The organism is Xanthomarina maritima (assembly GCF_008084905.1).
In the GTDB taxonomy this organism is placed as follows: domain Bacteria; phylum Bacteroidota; class Bacteroidia; order Flavobacteriales; family Flavobacteriaceae; genus Xanthomarina; species Xanthomarina maritima.
On the sequence record NZ_VSFC01000052.1, the window covers coordinates 325,794 to 348,606 of the forward strand.

Annotated in this window: 18 protein-coding genes; 10 read left to right on the forward strand and 8 right to left on the reverse strand. The window is 32.1% G+C overall.

Annotation, left to right across the window (positions count from 1 at the left end; translation table 11 throughout):
- Window positions 1-55: 55 nt before the first annotated feature.
- Window positions 56-889 carry a UbiA prenyltransferase family protein gene (locus tag FVF61_RS11425; RefSeq protein WP_148456519.1) on the forward strand — a complete coding sequence of 278 codons (834 nt, stop codon included), beginning with the start codon at window positions 56-58 and terminating at the stop codon, window positions 887-889.
- Here the strand turns inward: FVF61_RS11425 and FVF61_RS11430 are convergent.
- The 5 genes from FVF61_RS11430 to FVF61_RS11450 form a co-directional block, all read right to left on the reverse strand.
- On the reverse strand, window positions 869-1,132 hold the full coding sequence (locus FVF61_RS11430; RefSeq protein WP_148456521.1) for a hypothetical protein: 264 nt from the start codon (window positions 1,130-1,132) through the stop codon (window positions 869-871). The genes FVF61_RS11425 and FVF61_RS11430 overlap by 21 nt on opposite strands.
- Window positions 1,133-1,134: 2 nt before the next feature.
- Complete coding sequence (locus FVF61_RS11435; protein WP_148456522.1) at window positions 1,135-1,692, reverse strand: sigma-70 family RNA polymerase sigma factor; 558 nt, start codon at window positions 1,690-1,692, stop codon at window positions 1,135-1,137.
- 35 nt (window positions 1,693-1,727) lie between these two features.
- The gene (locus FVF61_RS11440; RefSeq protein WP_148456524.1) at window positions 1,728-3,767 is read right to left on the reverse strand and encodes a M3 family metallopeptidase; all 2,040 of its coding nucleotides are present in this window, start codon (window positions 3,765-3,767) and stop codon (window positions 1,728-1,730) included.
- Between the two features lie 197 nt (window positions 3,768-3,964).
- A complete protein-coding gene (gene purE / locus FVF61_RS11445) occupies window positions 3,965-4,447 on the reverse strand; it encodes a 5-(carboxyamino)imidazole ribonucleotide mutase (protein ID WP_148456527.1) in 483 nt (160 codons plus the stop codon).
- A 2-nt stretch (window positions 4,448-4,449) separates the two neighbouring features.
- Window positions 4,450-5,604, reverse strand: a complete 1,155-nt coding sequence (locus FVF61_RS11450; protein WP_148456529.1) for a 5-(carboxyamino)imidazole ribonucleotide synthase — start codon at window positions 5,602-5,604, stop codon at window positions 4,450-4,452.
- Window positions 5,605-5,696: 92 nt separating this feature from the next.
- Between FVF61_RS11450 and FVF61_RS11455 the strand changes: the two genes are divergently transcribed.
- The 4 genes from FVF61_RS11455 (at window position 5,697) to FVF61_RS11470 (ending at window position 9,139) form a co-directional block, all read left to right on the forward strand.
- On the forward strand, window positions 5,697-6,839 hold the full coding sequence (locus tag FVF61_RS11455) for an adenylate kinase (RefSeq protein WP_233586810.1): 1,143 nt from the start codon (window positions 5,697-5,699) through the stop codon (window positions 6,837-6,839).
- Window positions 6,840-6,913: 74 nt separating this feature from the next.
- The gene (gene obgE, locus FVF61_RS11460) at window positions 6,914-7,912 is read left to right on the forward strand and encodes a GTPase ObgE (protein WP_148456531.1); all 999 of its coding nucleotides are present in this window, start codon (window positions 6,914-6,916) and stop codon (window positions 7,910-7,912) included.
- 108 nt (window positions 7,913-8,020) lie between these two features.
- Window positions 8,021-8,479, forward strand: a complete 459-nt coding sequence (locus FVF61_RS11465) for a DUF4136 domain-containing protein (protein WP_233586811.1) — start codon at window positions 8,021-8,023, stop codon at window positions 8,477-8,479.
- A 99-nt stretch (window positions 8,480-8,578) separates the two neighbouring features.
- Window positions 8,579-9,139 (forward strand): DinB family protein, encoded by a 561-nt coding sequence (locus FVF61_RS11470; RefSeq protein WP_148456535.1) that lies wholly within the window; start codon window positions 8,579-8,581, stop codon window positions 9,137-9,139.
- Window positions 9,140-9,258: 119 nt separating this feature from the next.
- Here the strand turns inward: FVF61_RS11470 and FVF61_RS11475 are convergent, their stop codons facing one another.
- The gene (locus FVF61_RS11475; RefSeq protein ID WP_233586812.1) at window positions 9,259-15,570 is read right to left on the reverse strand and encodes an alpha-2-macroglobulin family protein; all 6,312 of its coding nucleotides are present in this window, start codon (window positions 15,568-15,570) and stop codon (window positions 9,259-9,261) included.
- 140 nt (window positions 15,571-15,710) lie between these two features.
- Between FVF61_RS11475 and FVF61_RS11480 the strand changes: the two genes are divergently transcribed.
- Complete coding sequence (locus FVF61_RS11480; protein ID WP_148456537.1) at window positions 15,711-16,664, forward strand: tetratricopeptide repeat protein; 954 nt, start codon at window positions 15,711-15,713, stop codon at window positions 16,662-16,664.
- A gap of 79 nt (window positions 16,665-16,743) precedes the next feature.
- Window positions 16,744-18,099 carry a UDP-N-acetylmuramate--L-alanine ligase gene (locus FVF61_RS11485; protein WP_148456539.1) on the forward strand — a complete coding sequence of 452 codons (1,356 nt, stop codon included), beginning with the start codon at window positions 16,744-16,746 and terminating at the stop codon, window positions 18,097-18,099.
- A gap of 78 nt (window positions 18,100-18,177) precedes the next feature.
- Here the strand turns inward: FVF61_RS11485 and FVF61_RS11490 are convergent, their stop codons facing one another.
- Together FVF61_RS11490 and FVF61_RS11495 are read right to left on the reverse strand one after the other, a co-directional pair.
- Window positions 18,178-18,888 carry a membrane or secreted protein gene (locus tag FVF61_RS11490; protein ID WP_148456541.1) on the reverse strand — a complete coding sequence of 237 codons (711 nt, stop codon included), beginning with the start codon at window positions 18,886-18,888 and terminating at the stop codon, window positions 18,178-18,180.
- Window positions 18,889-19,435: 547 nt separating this feature from the next.
- Window positions 19,436-20,032, reverse strand: coding sequence for an FMN-binding negative transcriptional regulator (locus FVF61_RS11495; protein ID WP_148456543.1), 597 nt, complete (start codon window positions 20,030-20,032; stop codon window positions 19,436-19,438).
- A 64-nt stretch (window positions 20,033-20,096) separates the two neighbouring features.
- Between FVF61_RS11495 and radC the strand changes: the two genes are divergently transcribed.
- Genes radC through FVF61_RS11510 form a run of 3 tightly spaced genes read left to right on the forward strand, consistent with a single transcriptional unit; the run spans window position 20,097 to window position 22,776 of the window.
- Complete coding sequence (radC, locus tag FVF61_RS11500) at window positions 20,097-20,795, forward strand: RadC family protein (RefSeq protein WP_148456545.1); 699 nt, start codon at window positions 20,097-20,099, stop codon at window positions 20,793-20,795.
- Window positions 20,796-22,097 (forward strand): polysaccharide deacetylase family protein, encoded by a 1,302-nt coding sequence (locus FVF61_RS11505; protein WP_148456547.1) that lies wholly within the window; start codon window positions 20,796-20,798, stop codon window positions 22,095-22,097. It begins immediately after the preceding gene.
- Entirely contained in the window at window positions 22,087-22,776 is a 690-nt protein-coding gene (locus FVF61_RS11510; RefSeq protein ID WP_148456549.1) for a YjjG family noncanonical pyrimidine nucleotidase, read from the forward strand. Before FVF61_RS11505 ends, FVF61_RS11510 begins: the two co-directional genes overlap by 11 nt.
- The last annotated feature ends 37 nt before the right edge of the window (window positions 22,777-22,813 follow it).

Below are 22,813 nucleotides of genomic sequence, written 5' to 3' on the forward strand. Positions count from 1 at the left end.
ACTAAAGTTTTTAACCAATTAAATGGGTTATTAACACTTTATGTACTTTTGCTTTATGGGTTTGTTAAAGAAGATATTAGATTTTTATCTGGATAGTAGTATTCATGTAGCTTTAGCTGTGTTTGCTTTTTCTTGGATGACACTTATTGAATTCAACATTCCTTTTGATGAAGAGATACTTTATTTTATTTTTTATGCATCAATTATTGGCTATAATTTCGTGAAGTATTTTGGACTTACTAAATTTCATTATAGAAGTTTAACTACTTGGCTTAAGGTTATACAGATATTTTCATTGATATGCTTTATTCTCATGTGTTATTATGCAATTCAATTAGAAATTATAACTTTAATTTACATTCTAGCTTTTGGGATTGTTACTTTTTTATATGCTTTTCCTTTTTTGCCAAGTAAAATGATTTACGACAGCAATAAGAATTTGAGAAATATTAGTGGTTTGAAAGTGTATATTATTGCTTTGGTTTGGGCTGGAGTAACTGTATTTTTACCTTTAATAAATAATAATCACATAATAAACACTGATGTGATTCTTACGATATTTCAAAGATTTGTTCTTGTAATTGTTTTAATGTTTCCTTTTGAAATTAGAGATTTAAATTACGATAGTTTAAAACTAGCAACCATTCCACAACAAATAGGTATAAAACAAACTAAGATAATTGGAGCATTGTTGCTATTGGTTTTCTTTTTAATGGAATTTTTTAAAGATGAAATTAATGGCTTTAGTATTTTAGCAACACTTATAATAACAATTATAAGTTTACTGTTTTTAGTATTTTCAAAACAAAATCAAGGAAGATATTATAGTTCTTTTTGGGTTGAAGGAATCCCAATTTATTGGTTGCTTTTATTGATGTTGATTTTCTAGTTCTTCCTGAAAAACTTCTTTTAATTGCTGTTTTTCAGAATTTTTTAAGCAAGTGATTTTTGAAGATTTTACTGTTTTAGTTAGCTTCTTATTTCTATTAACATAAGTTCTGGTAATATGACACCAAATATAGCGTAGATTTAATTTGAATTTCTCCCAAAAGGAAGCTTCATTATATTGTGCCTTATCACAAATATGTTTTGCTTCTTCGCATGAAATAAATAAAAAAGATTTATTTTTCATTGTTATTTAAACCAGTTTTTTTCCATACACTCTGCCATTGCTATCCTTGCTCTGTGAATAATTACCCAAAGGTTAGACGCAGTGATACCTAATTCATTACAAATAGTTTCAGTTTCAAGTCCTTCTATAGTTTTCATTCTAAATACTGTGGCTTGTTTTTCTGGTAATTTTGCTAAACAATTATATATGGCTTCACCAAGTTCTTCATTTACTAAAGTGTCTTCAGCTGTTTTATATTGATGATCTGCCACTCGTTCTTCTAGCCAATTACTGTCATTATCATCTTCAGTTTTAAAATCCATTCGAATTTCAGCTTTTCCTTTTTTCGAATTTATTTTTCTGTAATGATCAATTATTTTTCGTTTTAAAATTGAAATAAGCCATGTACGTTCACTAGCTTCACCTTTAAAATTTTTCATTGATTTTAAACTTGCAAAAAAAGTGTCCTGAACCAAATCCTTAGCAACTTCCCTGTCATTAACACGAGTAATGGTGAAATTGTATAAATAGTCTGAATAACGATCAACCCACTTATTCGGATCTAATTGGTGTTTGGACATTCTTTAACTAGCTTTTTTTTCAAAAATAAGTTAAATTATTTGTTTTCTATTAAACCTGCACGTTTTAATAAGGCTTCAGGCTTTGGTTCTTGACCTCTAAAGCGTTTATAAAGTACCATTGGGTCTTCAGTTCCACCTTGAGACAAAACATTGTTTTTAAATTTTGTAGCGACTTCTTTGTTAAAAATGCCTTTTTCTTTAAATAATTCAAAAGCATCTGCATCTAAAACTTCAGCCCATTTATAACTATAATAACCAGATGAATATCCTCCTTGAAAAATATGTGAAAAAGACGTGCTCATACAGTTTTCTGCCACATCTGGATATAATAGGGTGTTTTCGAAAGCTTCTTTTTCGTGCTCTTTTACATTTGTTATTGTCTCTGGAGAATCTCCAGAATGCCAACTCATATCAAGTAATCCAAAACTTATTTGACGTAAGGTTTGCATACCTTCATGAAAAGTTGAAGAAGCTTTTATTTTTTCAATTAAATCCATAGGAATCACTTCTCCTGTTTCATAATGAGTAGCAAATAATTCTAAAGCTTCTTTTTCGTAACACCAGTTCTCCAACACCTGACTTGGTAATTCTACAAAATCCCAAAACACACTAGTTCCTGATAAACTTGGATAGGTTGTGTTTGCTAACATGCCATGAAGTGCATGACCAAATTCATGAAACAAAGTAGTCACTTCATTAAAAGTTAATAAAGAGGGTTTGCTTTTTGTAGGTTTGGTGAAGTTGCAAACTATGGAAATATGTGGACGAGAGTTTTCCCCATTTTTAAGATATTGAGGTTTGTAAGATGTCATCCAAGCACCATTTCTTTTTCCTGGTCTTGGGAAAAAATCTGCATAAAAGATGGATACTAAATCACCTATATTGTTTGTTACTAGATAAGTTAATACATCTTCGTGGTATTTATCAATGGTTGAAATCTCTTCGAAATGCAAACCATATAGTTTTTCGGAAATATTAAAAACCCCTTGAATTACGTTTTCAAGTTTGAAATAAGGCTTTAGTTTTTCATCATCTAAATTGAATAATTTCTGCTTTAATTTTTCAGCATAATAAGATGCATCCCATTTTTGAAGTTGATCAATATGGTCTAATTCTTTAGCGAATGCTTCAAGTTCTTTAAATTCCTTTAATGCTGCAGGTTTTGCTTTCTCAAGAAGTTCGTTTAGAAAAGAATCTACTTTTTTAGGAGTTTTAGCCATGCGTTCTTCCAAAACAAAGTGAGCATGTGTTTTATAACCTAATAAATTGGCTCTTTGATAACGAAGTTTTGTAATTTTCAAAACGTTTTCCTGATTGTCTAAAGCATCGTTATTAAAAGCTTTGGCTCCTGAAGCGATGGCTAGTTTTTTACGTAACTCTCGATTATCTGAATAAGTCATAAATGGAATATAACTTGGGTAATCTAAAGTAATTAACCAACCCTCTTTACCTTTAGATTCTGCTAATTGTTGTGCAGCTTCTTTGGCGCCTTCAGGTAATCCAGATAAATCTTCTTCATTGGTTAAAAGCATTTCAAACTTGTTAGTTTCTGCTAAAACATTTTCACCAAACTTTAATTTTAGTTTGCTTAATTCTTTATCGATTTCTCTTAATTTCTGTTTTTTATCTTCAGGCAGATTGGCACCATTTCTAGAAAAACTTTTATATTTTTTATCTAATAAGGTTTGTTGCTCTGTTGAAAGGTTCAATGAATTTCTGTCATTATAAACAGTTTTAATTCTTTTAAATAAATTTTCGTTTAAAGTTATATCATTACTGAATTCAGATAATAGAGGAGATACTTCTTGAGCAATTTTCTGTATTTCATCATTGGTTTCAGCTGAGTTTAAATTGAAAAAAATACTCGAGATTCTATCTAATTCTTCACCTGAAAAATCTAGAGCTTCAATCGTATTTTCAAATGATGGTTTTTCAGAATTATTTGTAATGACTTCGATTTCTTTTTTTGCCTTTTCTATGGCTATTTTAAAAGCTGGAAAAAAGTTGTCGTTATTAATTTTAGAAAATGGTGCAGTTTGAAACTGAGTATCAAATGGTTTGTTAAGAATGTTCATTTATAGTATGAGTGTATCTAAAAATCCGTGTCTTATTTTTCTTACTAAGAGATTGATTTTCTGATTATTAACTTTATTTTAAGAGTTTATTTGAATTTAAATTCTACTTTTGCATCAGATTTTTCATGAGAGTTTTAAGTGACTCTTTTAAATAATTGATTAATAGCGTTAAAACCTCGGCTCCAAGTCGAGGTTTTTTATTTTAAATCTTTTGCAGATTCAATAACTTTTGCTTTTAATCCTTCTTTATAAAGAACAATTTTGTCTAAAACGCATGTGTCTGAACTACCAATTATTTGTGCTGCTAAAATGCCTGCATTTTTTGCTCCATTTAGCGCTACTGTAGCTACAGGAACACCACCAGGCATTTGAAGTATTGATAAGATAGAATCCCAGCCATCTATAGAATTACTGCTTTTTACAGGAACTCCAATAACTGGAAGAGGAGATAAAGAGGCAATCATTCCTGGTAAATGTGCTGCTCCACCGGCTCCAGCAATAATTACTGAAAATCCACGAGTATGAGCATGTTTTCCATAATCGAATAATTTTTCTGGTGTTCTATGTGCAGAAACAATATCTACTTCTATTTCTATGTCAAAACCAGTTAAAATATCTATGGCTTCTTGCATCACTGGTAGGTCGCTTTTGCTTCCCATAATAATTCCTACTTTGCTCATAATTATTCGCTTATAACTTTAATTGTGTTTTTTACTTCTTCTGCAATCCGCCTGGCTTCGCTTAAATCTTTATTAACAATGGTTACATGTCCCATTTTTCGAAAGGGTCTGGTTTGTTTTTTGCCATAAATATGTGGAGTAACACCAGGCATTTTCATAATATTCTCAATATTTTGATAAACGACATTTCCAGTATATCCTTCAGCACCAACCAAATTTACCATAATTCCTCCAACTTTACTATCTGTTTTTCCTAATGGTAAATTTAAAATGGCTCTTAAATGTTGTTCAAATTGAGATGTATAACTTGACTCAATAGTATGATGACCTGAGTTATGAGGTCTAGGTGCAACTTCATTAACAAGTATATCATCATTTTTTGTCTGAAACATTTCAACTGCTAATAAACCAACATGGTTAAAGGCTTGAGACACTTTTAAAGCAATTTCTGTTGCTTTTTTAGCTACTTTTTCATCTATTCTGGCAGGACAAATTACATATTCAACTTGGTTAGCTTCCGGATGAAACTCCATTTCCACAACTGGATATGTTGCAACTTCACCTTTAGAATTTCTTGCAACTATAACCGCTAATTCATTTTTAAAAGGAATCATGTCTTCTGCAATACATTCCACATTTGGTAAGCCTTCTAAATCGGCTTCCGTTCTAATAATTTTCACTCCTGTTCCATCATAACCAAATTGAGCACTTTTCCATACAAAAGGGAATTCCAATCCACCATTGTGTATTGCGTCTATAATTTCTGAAGCATAAGCAAATCTTGAAAAATCTGCTGTTGGAATATCGTGATCTCTATAAAATAATTTTTGAGTAGCCTTATTTTGAATGGTTCTCAAAGTTTTAGCCGATGGATATACTTTAATACCTTCTTTTTCTAAAGCTTCAAGTGCTTTTGTATTGACGTTTTCAATTTCGAATGTAAGAACATCTACATGTTTGCCAAAGTTATAAACAGCATCGAAGTCCATTAAATCTCCCAAGTGAAATTCATTACATGCAATCTTACAAGGAGCTTCATCACTTGCGTCTAGAACAGAAGTGTAGATGTCAAATTTTCTGGTATCATTAAGTATCATTTTACCTAATTGTCCACCCCCAAGAATGCCTAGTTTAAATGTTGAAGAGAAAAAATTCATTGATTCAATTTTCTACAAAAGTACAAATCAAAACCCTTTGAAAAAACTAAAACCTAAACAATCTAAATTAGAATTCGTAAAACGATAATCAAATGATTATCTTTGCATTTCTAAAATTAAAACAAGTGGTAAAGCTACACGATTTACAATTTAAGCCTTTTATTTCTGAAGAAGAGATACAAAAGACGGTTCAACGTATGGCAAATGAGATTGCCAAAGAATTAAAAGATGAAGTTCCAGTATTTATTGGCATCTTAAATGGCTCTTTTATGTTTGTAAGCGATTTTGTTAAAAAGTATCCGAAACCTTGTGAAGTTACTTTTATAAAGTTAGCTTCTTACGAAGGAGTTAAATCTACCGAAGACATTCAACGTTTAATTGGTTTGACACAAGATTTAAGCGGAAGAACAGTAGTAATTTTAGAAGATATAATAGATTCTGGAAATACACTTGAAGAAGTTCATAGAATTTTTAAAAGTGAAAATGTAAAGCAACTCATTATTACAACACTTTTTTACAAACCAGAAGCTTATAAAAAAGATTATAAATTACATTATGTAGGTATTGAAATTCCAGATAAATTCATTGTAGGCTATGGCTTAGATTATAATGGTTTAGGAAGAGATTTGCCTTCAGTATATCAATTAAAAACAACACAACACATGACAAATTTAGTGCTATTTGGCCCTCCAGGAGCAGGTAAAGGAACACAAGCTAATTTTTTAAAAGAAAAGTATAACTTAATTCATATTTCAACAGGAGATGTGTTTCGTTTTAATATTAAAAATGAAACAGCTCTTGGTATGATTGCTAAATCATACATGGATAAAGGCGAATTAGTTCCAGACCAAGTAACTATAGATATGTTAAATGCTGAAGTTGAAAAAAATGCTGATGCTAACGGATTTATCTTTGACGGTTTTCCAAGAACAAATGCTCAAGCTGATGCTTTAGATAAATTAATGAACTCTAAAGATTCTCAAATTAATGCTATGGTTGCTCTTGAAGTTGCCGATGAAGTATTGGTAGAGCGTTTGTTAGAAAGAGGAAAAACAAGTGGTCGTGCTGATGATGCAGACGAAAGTATAATTAGAAATAGAATTAAAGAATATTACACAAAAACAGCCATATTAAAAGATTATTATTCAGCTCAAAATAAATATTTTGGAGTAGATGGTGTTGGTAGTATTGAAGATATTACAAAACGCTTAAGTACTGTAATAGATAAAATTTAAACATTATTCCTTTTAAACTGGAATCCAAGCAATAAGTTTCATTAAAAATAGTTCCACTTGAGTGGGATATAATTATGACTGAGGGAAATTTTGTAGACTACGTAAAACTTCATGTGTCTTCTGGAAAAGGAGGTAAGGGTTCAATGCACTTACATCGTGAGAAATTTATTGAAAAAGGTGGTCCAGATGGTGGAGATGGTGGACGTGGAGGTCATGTTATTATGAGAGGGAATTCTAATCTATGGACACTTTATACTTATAAATTTAAAAGACATTTTAGAGCTGGTCATGGTGAGCATGGAAGCAAAAGTAGAAGTACAGGAGCAGATGGAGAAGATGTTTATATGGATGTGCCTTTAGGGACTTTGGTAAGAGACAGAGAAACTAATGAGATTATCTTTGAAATAACAGAAGATGGTGAAGAAAAAATTATTGCTAAAGGTGGCATGGGAGGACGTGGTAATTGGCACTTTAAAACTTCTACAAACCAAACACCTAGATATGCGCAACCTGGAACTCCTGGCGAAGAACTAGATATAGTTTTAGAACTTAAAGTATTGGCTGATGTTGGTCTAGTTGGATTCCCTAATGCTGGAAAATCTACGTTGCTATCAGTTGTTAGTGCTGCTAAACCAAAAATTGCAGATTACGAGTTTACAACCTTAAAACCCAATTTAGGAATTGTAGAATATCGAGATTTTAAAACCTTTGTGATGGCAGATATTCCTGGTATTATAGAAGGAGCAGCAGAAGGAAAAGGTCTTGGTCATTACTTTTTACGACATATTGAAAGGAATTCGGTTTTATTATTTTTAATTCCTGCAGATGCGCCAGATATTAGAAAACAATATGATATTCTTCTAGACGAATTAAAGCGATATAATCCTGAGATTTTAGACAAGGAAAGATTGATTGCTATTTCTAAATGCGATATGCTTGATGATGAGTTAAAAGCCGAATTAAAAGCCGAGTTAGATAAAACTCTTCCAGTAAAATATATGTTTATATCGTCTGTTGCTCAACAAGGAATTACTGAGTTGAAAGACAAACTTTGGATGATGTTAAACGAATAATTCTTTCAAAAAATATGTAAGAATGTCATTTTTCATATCTTTAAAAGAAAAATGAAAAAGTTAGCCTCAATATTTTTTCTGTTATTTTGTTTATCCTGTGGAGTAACCGTGAATTACGATTACGAGAAAAACACCGATTTTTCTAAGTACAAGTCATATAGTTATTTTACCAATATGAATCTAGGATTGAGCGAATTGGATACCAACCGATTTTTTAATGCCTTGGATGAGACCATGTCCTTAAAAGGATTTGTACTTGCTGAAGATTCCGATTTTATTATCGACATTGAAAGTTCTACTTATCAAGAAGTACAAAGTGGATCTTCTGTTGGAGTAGGCGTTGGTGGAGGCAATGTTGGAGGAGGAGTTTCTGTTGGAATTCCTATTGGTCAAGCTAATATAACTAGGCAAATAAAATTCGATTTTGTAGATGCCAAAACCAACAAATTATTTTGGCAAGCCATTAGTAGCGAATCAGATGTTCTAACAGATAATCCTAGCGAACGTGAAGAACAGTTTAAAGCTGTGGTAACTAAAGTTCTTGAAGGATTTCCTCCGAAAAAATAAAAATCTCCTAAAATATTATTGTATCGTTAACTCTCTGTTAAATAATATTGAGCTATGATTTTCTTTACTTTAATTTGATAAAACTAAAACCAATTAAAAATGAGAACATTAGCAAAAATACTTGCCTTAATTATTGTTTCTATTACTACTCACGCTCAAAACATGATTGGTCCACAAGAAGGATTTTCTCCAGAAATTGGGACTATGGTTTCTATGCTTAACGATTTAAGCAATAGAGTAGAATACACAGTTAAAGATCTTGATGTCGAAAAATTAGACTTTTTAATGGATGATAAAGCCAATAGAATTGGTTCTTTAATTATGCATTTGGCTGCAACAGAAGCTTTTTACCAAGTGTATACGTTTGAAAATAGAGAATTTAACAAAGAAGAAAAAGCACAATGGAAAGTTGCTATGGGACTTGGAGATGAGGCTAGAGAAGAATACCAAGGACTTGATGTAAACTACTATTTAGACATTTATAAAGGAGTTCGTGAAAAAACAATTGCTTTGCTAAAAGAAAAAGACGATGCTTGGTTTCAAAGTGTTCCAAAAGGTTATAATATGAATAATCATTGGGCTTGGTTTCATGTAATGGAACATCAATCCAGTCATTTAGGACAAATACTATTAATTAAAAAACGACTTCCTGTTGAATAAAAAAAGAGGCTAGTTAGCCTCTTTTTTTTATAAAATATGTATGTAATTATTGGAGCAGTATTTTATACTTATTCAATAAGTATATGTTTTTTGTCGTATTATTATCCAAATACTAACAACTAATCATTATTAACTTGAATTCTAACCCCTTCACTATGACTACTAAATTCTGGAGCATACATGCTTTGAATGGTTGTTATACCATTACTCATAGTTCCAGCATTGCTTACACGTAAATCGTATTCAAAAACATATACTCCTTTTGGTAAATAGTCGAAAAAGAAATTGGTGGCAGCATCTTTGGTGCTTTCATAATAACCCAAACCATCTTGCCATTTGTATTGAGATAATACGTTAACTGGTTCCAAGCCACTGGCTCTCATGTCTTTCATATGAAGGAATTCCATATTTCTATCGCTTGTTAATTCTATACGAACACGTACTAAATCGCCAATGTTTAATTGGGTTTCAGAGGTTATTTCTGAAATCTCTTCACCTAAATCTGTATTGGTTTTTAAGAAGAGTTTTTTCTTAAGAGTTAATGGCGTTTCAGCTGAAGTAATCTTATCTAAATCTTCAAAATACTGCCAGTATAAAGCTCCCCAAGCAATGCCTTCACCTTTTTTAGTTAAAGTAACTTCTGCCATCTCTGGTTTGATATCTCCTCCAGTCCAAGCAGTTTTATAATAACCTGTTCCAGCTTCTACTTTTACATCTTCCAGTTTAGAAGCTTCTATTTTGTTTTCTCCTATTACTACATCTACCATGTCTGTAACAGAAAGCCAATCACTACCTTGAAGTAACAAGGCATAAACAGCTTTAGTAGTTGCTTTGGTTGTGCTCCAACGATTGGTTTGCTTGTTTTTTAATAACCAGATTTTTAAATTATCAATAACTTTGAGATTCTTCGCTTCACTCTGAATAACAGTTCCAACCTCTGCAAAAGATTCAATCATCAATGCTTGGGTTTCTATAGGAGCCTGATACCAATACCAAGAAGCGGTGTTTTCTTTCCAATACATGCCTAATTCATCATTAGTAATACTATTTTCTTTTAAAGATTTTAAGATTTTTGATGCTGTTACGTCATCATTAGCTCTAAGAGACACCAAAGCCATCAAGCCTTTCGAGTACAGGTTACGAGATTTCCAATATTTTTGAATTTGCGTTTGATAGTAAGCAATAATATTTTCAACTTCTTCCGATTTTTTAATCTCTGGAAAAAAACTTCGCATGTATAAATAATGCAGTTGTATGTGTCTTAAATGGTCTGAGTTTAAATCTACTTTTTCGTTATATTTAGTAATGTCTTTGTATGTATCTACAAACTCCTTATCTAAATAGGAAATAGCACTTTTAATCATAGATTCCTCACTGTCGTTCGGAATGACATTCAGTTTATCCAAATGTCCAAACCCAGAAATAATATGTTGTGTGATGTAACGATTTGGTCCACCACCTTGAAACCAAGCCCAAGACCCATTACCCATTTGGTTTTGTTCTAGTTTTCTAATATTAGCTTGTAGTTCGTTGCTCATTTTATTTAAATCGAAAAGCAAACCAATACGCTTCTTTTGTTCGGTTTCACTTTCAGCATCTCGTAACCAAGGTGTTTCTTCAATAAGAATGGATTTTAATTCTTGATTCTTTTCTAAATTTGAAAGAAGCGCATCTGTGTTTTTCCACTGATTAAAAACCTCCTGAATTTTTGGATTCGAATTGGCTATATGGCTTGCCAAAGCATTCGCATAATATCTACTAAATATCTGCTCATTACACTCGTAAGGATACTCCATTAAATAAGGTAACGCTTGAACAGCATACCAAGCTGGATTGGACGTCATTTCCAATGTTAGTTTATGGTGTTTTAAAGTGGTTGAAGTATTTGTCTTCAGTTTGTCTAAAGTAAAGGTTCTGGTTTCGTTAGAACGTATCCACATAGGCAAGGTTTCAGTTACTAACATTCTGTTAGATAATACAGGAAGCGCATTTTGCTCGCCATCGCTATAATCTCCTGCTTTAGCAATTATTTTATACTGAACGGCATCTATATGATCTGGAATGGATAAGCTCCAGGAGACTTCGGTGTTTCCTTTTTCTACAACTGTAAAAGCCTTGGTGTTTTTAATGTTATTTAATACAGTGTCAATAGGTTTTCCGTTTATCGCATCAAACAATTGTAAAACGGCTTGTCCAGAAAGATCTTTTTTGCTCAGATTAGAAATCTTAGAACTAATAGTTATTTGGTCTCCTTGACGTAAAAAACGTGGTACATTTGGAATGACCATCAATTCTTTTTGGGTAACAGTTTCCAACGTAGTTGTTGCAGATTCCAAAGTTTTGGTATGAGCTAACAATTGCAATTTCCATTTGGTTAAGGCTTCTGGTGTGGTGAAACTAAAACTAACATGCCCTTTTTCGTCTGTTTGTAACTGTGGAAAGAAAAATGCTGTTTCCTGAAGGTTTTTACGAATTTTAACTTGGGAGAAGTCTTCTTTTTTAATATTAGTTACCTCTCCATTTTCACCGATAACCTCTTCATTTTCCAAAGCATCCATTTCTGCACTTTCAGATTTTGAAACAGCATAACCGATGGCTTGTCTGTCTCTCTTAATTCCCATTGCAGTAATCACAACTTCATCAATAGCAGCTTGGTCTGGAAACATATTAAAATTAAGAACATTGTCTTTACCAATTAAAATCTCTTTTCGAATATATCCAACAAAGCTAAAAGATAAAACATCTCCTTTATTTACTTTAATTTCAAAGTTGCCTTCAAAATCTGTTTGAGTGCCATTTATAGCTCCTCTTTCTGAGATATTAACTCCAGGCAAAGGCAAACCATTTTCATCAGTGACTTTACCTTTAATAAGTCCCTTTTCCAAAGAAGCATCATAGAAATAAGATTCTTTTGACTTTTTTTTGTTTAAATATTGGACTCTAATCCAAGGATTAAATAAATTGAATCCAAACCAATCTATATTATCATAATCCCTATCATAATAAAAGCCATAATATATTTTTAAATTATTAACTTTAAAAGCTTCACTTGAAAAACTCTTACTTCCATATTTTCTATTATAAGCACCATAAGTATTTTTATTAATTGGATCAAACCTCCAATTACGTAATTTAAACTGGTCTAAAGACATATCGTACATGCTTGCCAATAACTCGGCAGTCACTTGTTCGCCTTTTGGACCTTTAATTTTAAAGCTCCAAGTCTCCTCTTGTCCTGGTTGCAATTTGTCTCTAAACGTCGTGGTTTCAATCTCTAAATCGGTTTTAGGATAAGGTACTGAAATAAGTTTCGTGCCAGACTCAAAACTATTTTGGTAAGCAAAACTATAATGGACTGCAAAACCTCCTAAATCTGCTTTAGTTACAGGAATGCTTAGGGTTTTCTTATTGTTGTTTAATTGAATGATGTAGGTGTTTACAGTTTCTATGTTCTTTTCTATTTCAACAGTAACTGTTATATGTTCTGCTGAAGCCCCTAAAGTCAACTCTGCCGTGTCGTTAATAAAGTAATCTTCTTTGTTTGTTTCGATACTAAAAAGCTGGTTGTCTGCGAGTGTTTTATCTGTATTACTATACAAAGTAGTTCTGGCTTCGTCTTTCACTTCCTGCCCAAATTTATCTTTGCTTTCCAAGACAACCACGTACTGTCCAGATTCCCATTTCTTGATGTTTCCCAATTCAAGTTCTTTAGACTTTTCCGTATTAAAGGATTTTTCTAAAACAAGCTCGCCTTGTTTCCAATTATTTGGGTTGTTTTCATTAGTATAAGCTTCAAATGGAAACTTACTTTTAAATTCAGATTCAGGGATTACTTGATAATCTGGCGCTTCCCATGATCTTGGTCGTAATACATATTCTGGTGCTTGAAGCTTGTATATTTTGATGCTTCCTTGGGCTGGAACAAATTCACCATTCAGGTTTTTTGTGTCTATTTTTATTGTGTGGTCTTTCTTTAATTTGTCCAAACTTGCATCTACAGACACACTTGCAATTAAAGCATGATACCCAATATGTACAGTAGTTGTTGCTGAACGTGTTTCGCCATTTAAATCGGTGACATCTGCAGTTATTTCATATAGAAAATTTGGTAAAAAGTTTTTGTTAACACTAGTGTCTGGGATGGCTTTAAAAGTGATTTCAAATTCGCCTTTCTCGTTTGTGGTAGCTTCACCATGTGAGATTTCCTGAATTTCCCTATATGTATAAGGTCTATACCAATAATACCAATGTGGAAATTGCACCATTCTATATACACGGTAAACCACTTTGGCATGGGTAATGTTGCTTCCTGCATATGCTAAAGCATTCCCTTTTACAGTAACAGAATCGTTTACCTTGTAGGTGTCTGTTACTGGTTTAAATTGGACTTCAAACTTAGGACGTTTGTATTCTTCTACGGAAAAGTAAGTTCTTGCTTTTAAAGAAATATTATTAGTATTGGACGATATTTCAATTCGGTATTGTCCATTTAATCCTGAATTAGGAAGAATAAATTCTCCAGAAACAGAGCCAAACTCATTTGTAACTAATTCTATTTTTTTAACTTCTTCATAATTCACATTGTATAAAACTGCTGAAACTTTATGATTTGCGAGAACCTCCGTTTTATTATCAATTGTTTGAGTGACAATCCCTTTAAAATATACTGTTTGACCAGGTCTGTAGATACTTCTGTCTGTAAATAAAAATCCTTTATATGTTTCTTTGTAACTATTTTGCTTGTAAAATTTATTGATACGATATTCACCAAAATAGGCATGGTCGTTTTGGTATGTTACTTCAAAATTGGCTCTAGAAGATTTATTTACGTCTTTTTTTATTTCTATTTCTCCAAAGTTGTTTGTGGTAAAATGCTTTTTGTAATTAATTACAGGTATATTTTTTAATGGAGATCCAGAGAGTCTATCAATAAACTGATATAAATATCGTTGTTCTTCCCATTTCTCAACCACTGCTATGTTGGTTACTTGAAAGTTACTGTAAGCATAGGTGTTTTCTTTGTTCTTAACTTTTGCAACTATTAAGTATCTGCCATTATCTAATTTTGGCAAGAGGAGCTCAGTGCTGTGTTGTTGAAAATCTAAAATGTTTTTTAATTCACTATTCCAAGTTGCAGTAGCTTTTAGTTTATTAATAAAATGAAGTTTCTCATCGTTTTTATGTGTTTCATTGAAAAAATGAAATTGTTTTTCTGATAATTTATAAATGCTAAAATCCAATGCGCTTATGTTCTTATAAGTCAATAATACTTTAGCATCTTTTTGAATAGGAATGTAAGTTTCAGCAAGAATATTTAAGGACTCTTGATAGATTTGTTTTAATAGAATCTCGCATTTTTCTGCAGCGATACTTTTAGGGAAATATTTAATAATGCTTTTACAAAGTAATTCCGCATCTTTTATTTTCCAACGATTCTGTTCATTTGTTATTGGCTGATAATCCTGCCCTTGTTGAAAATATAAGTCTGCAATTTCAAACGTATATAAACCAGAAACTTCATGTGTTTGTATACGTGCAGCTTCTGTTTGATACGCTTGTATTAATAAACTGTCCTTGTTTTGGAACGTTGCATGTTCTTTTACAAAGTTGTATCGTAAAATATTAACATCTGTTAAGGCGTCCGAATTGTTGTCTTTTAAATGAAACTGTATTAAATCCTGATACACTTTTAAAGCTTGTAATTCCAAAGAAGTCGAATCTTTAGATTCAATGTTTAAATTAGAAAACCTCTTGGAATCACTTAAATAAATCTCATCATCTATTTCAAATTTATAAGCAGGTTTGGTAATGCTGTTTTCAGTTGTTTGATAAAACTCCAAAGCATTATGGGCTAGTAAATCATATAAAGTAGGTCTGTATATTTTAGAGTTTTTTTGTTCATTTAATATACTGGAATAAGAGTTTAAATCTTCCTTTTGAAGCAACTCTTTGTTCTTTAAGGAATTCTCATAATGTAATTGGATTTCATTAAAAAGAGTTTGTAAGTCCCAAGTTCTAAAATCGGTTGCAACCGTTTTGTCTTCAACTTTGGTTCTGTTGTAAAATTTATATCTGTTTTTCTGAAAATATTGCCAGTATATAGTGGCTAGCATATTTTCTATCACATTTTTTATGGGAGCTTCGTTTTTTGAAATAGCAGCTTTAAAGTCGTTTATAATCTTTAGCTGCGCATTTTCCTCTAAAATTAAAGCAAACTTGCTTTTAAAAAGCAGCGTTTTTATTTGCTGAGGTTTGTTTTGTTCTCTTATTGCCAAAGCTTCAATTTGTTCTACAACCTTTAAAGCCGATTTCGGCAAGTCATCCATTTCAAGAACTTCCACTTGTTTCCAAAGTGTTTCATAATCCGTATTTTGAGCTTCAGAGAATTGAGCGTACAGTAAAACCATCAATAGGGTAGCGTAGTATTTCATTTGTAAAAATTTGTATCAGTAGCAAATCAAAAGCTGTTCCAAAAAAATATACAGAAACAAAATTTGCAATTCCTTAGGTGAAAATAGACATTTTTTAAGTCAATAAGAAAGGTTACTTTTGTTATTCAGACAAATATGCCATGAAAAAGTTGGTTTTACTTTTATTGCTCCCTTTGTGGAGCTTTTCTCAAACATCTCACCAAGAACTGGAATGGTTGTTAGAGCAAAAAAACTATGCCAAAGCCGAGAAATCTGCAGCCATGTTTGTGACTAATAATCCAACCGATTTAAAAGCCATTGAGTTGTTGGGAGATGCTTATGGTTATCAAGAAAAGTGGGATGAAGCCATGGCGCAATACAAAAAGCTGGTAGATTTTAAACCAAAAGTAGCTAACTATCATTACAAATATGGTGGTGCTTTAGGTATGAAAGCTCTTTCTGTAAATAAACTTTCGGCATTAACCTATTTAGGCGATTTAAAAGATGCTTTTTTAACTGCAGCAAGATTAGACAAAAACCATATTGAAACCCGTTGGGCTTTGGTAGAATTGTACATGCAATTACCTGCCATAGTAGGAGGAAGTAAAAATACCTCTTTAAAATATGCTAATGAATTGGAACAACTCTCTCAGGTAGATGGTTATTTGGCAAAAGGTTATATTTACGAATATGATGACGAGCCAGAGCTTGCCGAGTTATATTATAAAAAAGCCATTACCATAGGAGGTTCTCTAACCTGTTATACCAAACTAACGGAGTTTTATGAAAAACAAAAAAAACCTGAAAAAGCGATTTCAAATATAGAAGAAGCCCAAGATAAACTACAACGCAATGCCTTGCATTATCAGCTTGGTAAAGTCTCAGCCGAATATAATATGCAGCTGGAAAAAGGGGAAGCCTGTTTAAAAAACTACATCAAAAATTATTCGCCAGAAGATGGCGTTCCCATTGCTTGGGCAAATTATAGATTGGCTCAAATTTACAGGCACAAAAACAATAAAACAGAAGCTTTTAAGTATATAAACCTTGCAATTAAAGAGCTACCAGAAATTAAAGTGTTTCAAGAAGAAAAGGAGCTTATTTCTAATCGCTAATTTGTAGAAGCTTTTCTATTAAATCATTCTTGAGTTTCTTTCAAAAAAAGTATCTTTGAAACCTTTACAATTCACGACTATGAACGTACATTTTATAGCTATTGGTGGTTCTGCTATGCATAATCTGGCTTTAGCTTTACACAATAAAGGATACAAAGTAACAGGAAGCGACGATACTATTTTCGAACCTTCAAAATCTAGATTACAAGTTAAAGGGTTACTACCAGAAACCTTTGGTTGGTTTCCAGAAAAGATAACAACCAATCAAGATGCTATTGTGCTGGGTATGCATGCCAAAGCAGACAATCCAGAACTTTTAAAAGCTCAGGAATTAGGACTTAAAATATACAGCTATCCAGAGTTTTTGTACGAACAATCTAAAAACAAAACACGAGTAGTCATTGGTGGAAGTCATGGAAAGACTACCATAACCTCTATGATTCTTCATGTTATGCATTATCACAATCGCGATGTGGATTATATGGTTGGAGCCCAATTAGAAGGTTTTGATGTCATGGTAAAACTAACAGAAGACAACGACTTTATGGTTCTTGAAGGCGACGAATATTTAAGCTCTCCCATAGATAGACGGCCAAAATTTCATCTCTACAAACCAAACATCGCTTTATTAAGTGGCATTGCTTGGGACCATATCAATGTGTTTCCAACTTACGAAGGCTATGTGGAGCAGTTCCGTATTTTTATAGATAGTATTGTAAGGGGTGGAAGCATTACTTATAATGAAGAAGATCGCGAAGTGGCTAGAGTGGTAGAGGCCAGCGAAAACACCATTAGAAAACTGCCTTACCACACACCAGAATATACGGTTGAAAATGGACAAACCCTTTTGGAAACACCTGAAGGACCTTTACCAATAGAAGTATTTGGAAAACACAATCTAAACAACTTGGCAGGAGCCAAGTGGATTTGTCAGCATATGGGAATTGATGAAGACGATTTCTACGAAGCCATTGCTACCTTTAAAGGAGCCAGTAAACGCTTAGAAAAGATTGCCGAAAGTAAGCATAGTGTGGCTTATAAAGATTTTGCCCACTCACCTTCTAAAGTGGAAGCAACTACTAAGGCCGTAAAAGAGCAATACCAAAACCGAACTCTGGTGGCCTGTTTGGAACTACACACCTATAGCAGCTTGAATGCCGAATTTTTAAAAGAATACAAAGGCGCTTTAGATGCAGCCGATGTGGCTATGGTTTTTTATTCACCACAGGCTGTGGAAATTAAAAAGTTAGAGGAAGTCACGCATGAACAAATTGCCAATGCCTTTCAACGTGACGATTTAATTATCTACACCAATCCAGACGATTTTAAAAACTTTCTCTTTTCGCAAGATTTTAAAAACAAAGCCTTATTGCTTATGAGTTCTGGAAACTATGGAGGTTTGGATTTTGATGCCGTGAAAGGGTTGATTAAATAATTACTGTCATTCCTGCGTAAGCAGGAATCTGTTTGAGGCTTTTACTTTCATTTGTTTTATATGTTAGAAAACAACTTGTTATTCTCTAATACTCCATATTTCATGAATAGGGTCTCCTTTACTAGACAGACCTGAGTGATGCCATTTGCCATCAATTAATTCGTAATTAAATTGCAAACTAAGTCCTGCTTTAGAATCGTCTCTTGAGAAGAATTCAATGTTTTCAGTGTATTTGCCATCTTTGGTAGTATAGGTACCACCACCAGTTCCCATAAATTGTTTGGTTTCTGCATTATAGGCTATCCATTGAAATCGCGTGCCAGACAATACTTTCATGGTTTTTCTTGGGCCACTGGTGTCACGCAATTGTTCTTTTCCATCTCTTATTCTACCAGACATTAACCAAGCTCCTTGAAGTTTACCTGGTTTGCCAGAGTCTATTCTTTTAAATTTTAAATGACTATCAACAATTTCAATGTCGTTATCAGTAATTCGTACTTGATAACTTATTTCAGTACCTACAAGCTCAGGAGAGCTAGTATTAAACTCTACCTTTTCTGTCATGGTATCGCCATCTAATTTCCAGCTGCCACCATTGGTATGTATCCATTTGCCAGAGCTTGCGTGATAACTACTTAATACCTGATAGCCATCAGCCAAAATAAGTACATTTCTTTGTGGCTCTCCCTGTTCGGAAGTAGTAATAGCTTCCCAAGCACCTATAAGGTTTTGCGCTTTGATAGTAAAAGATAAAATTGTGCAGAAGAATAAAATAAGATATTTTAACATGAAATTATTTATTACTGTTGTTCAATATTTTTGGTGACAACTATGGCTAGCTATGTGTTTTTTAACTCAGTTTAATACTAAAGTAATATATTTTTAGCTTCTTGACACAGGTTTTTTAAGTATGCTTCGAGAATTCTTCGAGAACCTCCCCTAAAAACTCCATTTTTAAAACATACAGCAAAGTTTTTCTCGAACAAGTCTCGAACAAGTCTCGAACAAAACCCCCTAAAAATGGCCTTCGTGTTTCAAATTGTTTCAATCTGTTTCAAATTGTTTCAATCTGTTTCAATTTGTTTCACAGATGCCTAATTATGATATTTTTTGCTAATTTTAATATGGCAGAAGTTAAAAGATTGTATAATGAGATATCAGGATTTAGTTAATTATCTGTATAGTATTTTAGGACGAGTCATACTAAAGAGCTACTGTATAGCTTAAGTATGGCTTAAGTATAGATAGTGTATGGATAGTGTATGGGAGCAAGCGATTTTTCTTACAAAAGATGAAATCACCTTTCATCAGCATGTTTTTATTAAAAAACACCCTCTTAAAACACCTTATCTAAAAATGCTCTTATGTTTTCTTGGTTGGACCGAATCAGTTCAGCTTTGGCATTCTCCTTATCTTGTGGCTTTTTGTCCTGCGAGAGCTTAAATTTCCCTTCCCAATGCGTAATGGTAATTTCGAACATTTTAATGTAATTAAGATTTGCTACCATTCTAGGGTTATCAGCATCTAAAACATATTTATGGGCTGGTTTTTCCAAAAACTCTGTCATAATAATTAAAGATTGCTTTAAAGCCTCTTTACTTTCAATAGCTTCTACAGTAGCTTGTAGATGGACTTTAATATAATTCCAGGTAGGTAATTGTGTTGTGGTGTAAATACTTGGTGAGATATAGCATTGTGGCCCTGAGAAAATCACTGTCAGCTGATTATTGTCTTTTAATAAATTAGCTTGTGGATTATAAATATCTATATGTCCAATAAGCTTTCCATCTTCTTCTCTATAAATTAAAGGTAGATGTGTAATAAGTGGTTTATTATCTGTTACCGAAATAATAGTAGCAAGTGGATAATTTTTAATAACTTCAATCATATGGAGTTTGTCATTATCTTGGTGAAGTTTTGGAGGATAGTTCAATGTATTTATAGAATTTAGATAAATGATTATTGATTTATAAAATTACAATATTTATATTTACTAGATGCAGGAAAAATCACCATCATTTTCTATTAAAAACTGGAATCAAATAGATCAGCCTAGAGAAAAACTTCGAGACAAGGGGAAATCTAGTTTAAGTGATGCTGAATTGGTTGCTATTCTTATTGGTTCTGGGAACAGGAATGAAAGTGCTGTAGATTTAAGCAAACGTATTTTAGCAAGCGTCAACAACAATTTAAATGCTTTAGGGAAATTATCTTTAAAACAATTAATGGCATTTAAAGGTATAGGTGAAGCTAAAGCAATAACTATTGTAGCAGCTCTAGAATTAGGAAGAAGAAGAGGAGGTGAAGAAGTTGTCGAGAAAATAAAGATTACCTCTAGCCAATTGGTTTTTCAAGTTATGCAACCTATTCTTGGAGAATTGCCTCACGAAGAATTTTGGATTTTATACCTAAATAATTCAAATAAAATTGTTCAAAAAAACCAATTGAGCAAAGGTGGCATAACAGGTACTATGGTAGATGTTAGGTTAGTACTTAAAAATGCATTAGAAGTTGGGGCTACAGGATTCATTTTAGTTCATAATCACCCATCTGGAACTTTAAAACCTAGTGAGGCAGACAAACAAATTACCCAAAAATTAAAACAAGCAGGAGAAAGTTTGGACATTAAGGTTCTGGATCATTTAATCGTAACAGAAAAAGCCTACTTTAGCTTTGCTGATGAAAACATCTTATAAGTGCTTCTAGTTTATACTCATAAAATATCACCTCGATTAAAATATGCTTTTAAACATATCTTTACAAGAATATTAGGTATTCCGGTCGATTTTACAACCACTATTGAAGATTTTATTGCTCATGATAGTATAAAGATGTCTTATACCAAACAACCATTAAGTAATGAAATTTTTGTAAGAAGTCATGATATTTTATATGAACAAGGCCTATCAGATATAGAATTAAACGTTCAAGATTGGGAAGAAACAAAATGTTTCTTTTCAAGTGGAGATAAAAGCGCTATTCCATTCGATATATTTTCAGCCACATTCTATTTGTTAAGTAGATACGAAGAATATTTACCACATGTTAAAGACGAATATGGCAGATTTACAGCTCAAGAGAGTATTGCTTTTAAACACAACTTTCTACATCAGCCTGTAGTAGATATTTGGGCTTATAAAATGAAAAAAGTATTTCAGGAAAATTTTCCAGAATTTATATTTCCTTTAAAATCGTATTCAATAAAACCAATTATTGATGTGCCTTCTGCCTATAATTTCAAATTAAAAGGAATTATGAGAACATTTGGAGGAACTGTTAAAGATATCTTTAGTTTTAATTTCAAAAAGTTATACTACAGATACATGGTTCTTTTTGGGTTTAAACGCGATACTTACGATACCTTTAAATACATTATAAATAAACAAAAACACAGTGATTTTAAATTTCTGTTCTTCTTTTTAATTGGTGATTACTCAACATACGATAAAGGCATAGATGCTCAAAAAAAGAAACTAATTACTTTAATAAAACAAGTGGCAGATTATTGTCAAGTTGGTTTAAAAGCGTCATATTTTGCTTTAGAAGACATCTTGGTTTTAAAGAAAGAGAAGCTTAGAATGGAGTCTATTTTAAACACCTCATTAACAGCTTCAAGGCAATCTTTTTCAAAATTAAATCTACCAGAATCTTATAGAAATTTGGTTGAATTGGAAATTTTAGAAGATTATACTATGGGTTATGTAAATCATGCAGGATTTAGAGCAGGAACCTGTACACCATTTTTTTTCTACGATTTAGATTATGAAATACAAACGCCTCTAAAGATATGTTCTTATCATTTATTAGATTATTCTTTATTAAAATACCATTCACTCTTAGATAAAAAGAAAGAATTAAAGGAAATTATGAATCAAGTAAAAAAAGTAAATGGCGAATTTATACCTGTTTTTCATAATTATACGTTTAGTGAAGTAGATAGATGGAAAGGATATAAAGAATTATTTAATATGATTTTAGAATCAGCTCATGAAAATTAAGGGAATAAAAGATGTTTTTTTTGATTTAGATCATACCCTTTGGGATTTTGATAAAAATTCAGCTTTAACTTTTAATAAAATATTTAAAATGCATGATGTGGCTGTAGATTTGAACGAATTTTTAAGCCATTACGAACCTATAAACCTAGATTATTGGAAGCTTTATAGAGAAGAAAAAATTGATAAGGCTTCATTAAGGTATAATCGTTTAAACGATACATTTAATAAAATATCATTTCGAGCAGATAGTACATTAATAGATAAATTATCAATTGATTATATAGCGTATTTAACGTCATTTAATCATTTATTTGATGACACTTTAGAAGTATTAAATTATTTAAAACCTAAGTATAATTTGCACATTATAACAAATGGTTTTCAAGAAGTTCAAGAAAGTAAATTAAAGAATTCTAACATTCATCATTTTTTCAAATCGGTTACAGATTCTGAACAAGTTGGAGTTAAGAAGCCAAATCCAAAAATCTTTAATCATGCTTTAAAAAAAGTCAATGCCAATCCAAAAACTAGTATAATGATTGGAGATAATTTAGAGGCAGATATTTTTGGGGCTTTAGGAATAGGAATGGAAGCTATATATTTTAATTATCTTAAAGACCCTACCCAGCAACAAGTGAATCAAATAAATAATTTAAATGAATTAAAATTATTTTTATAAATCTTACCTATCTTTACAAGAATTTAAAAGTCTCACA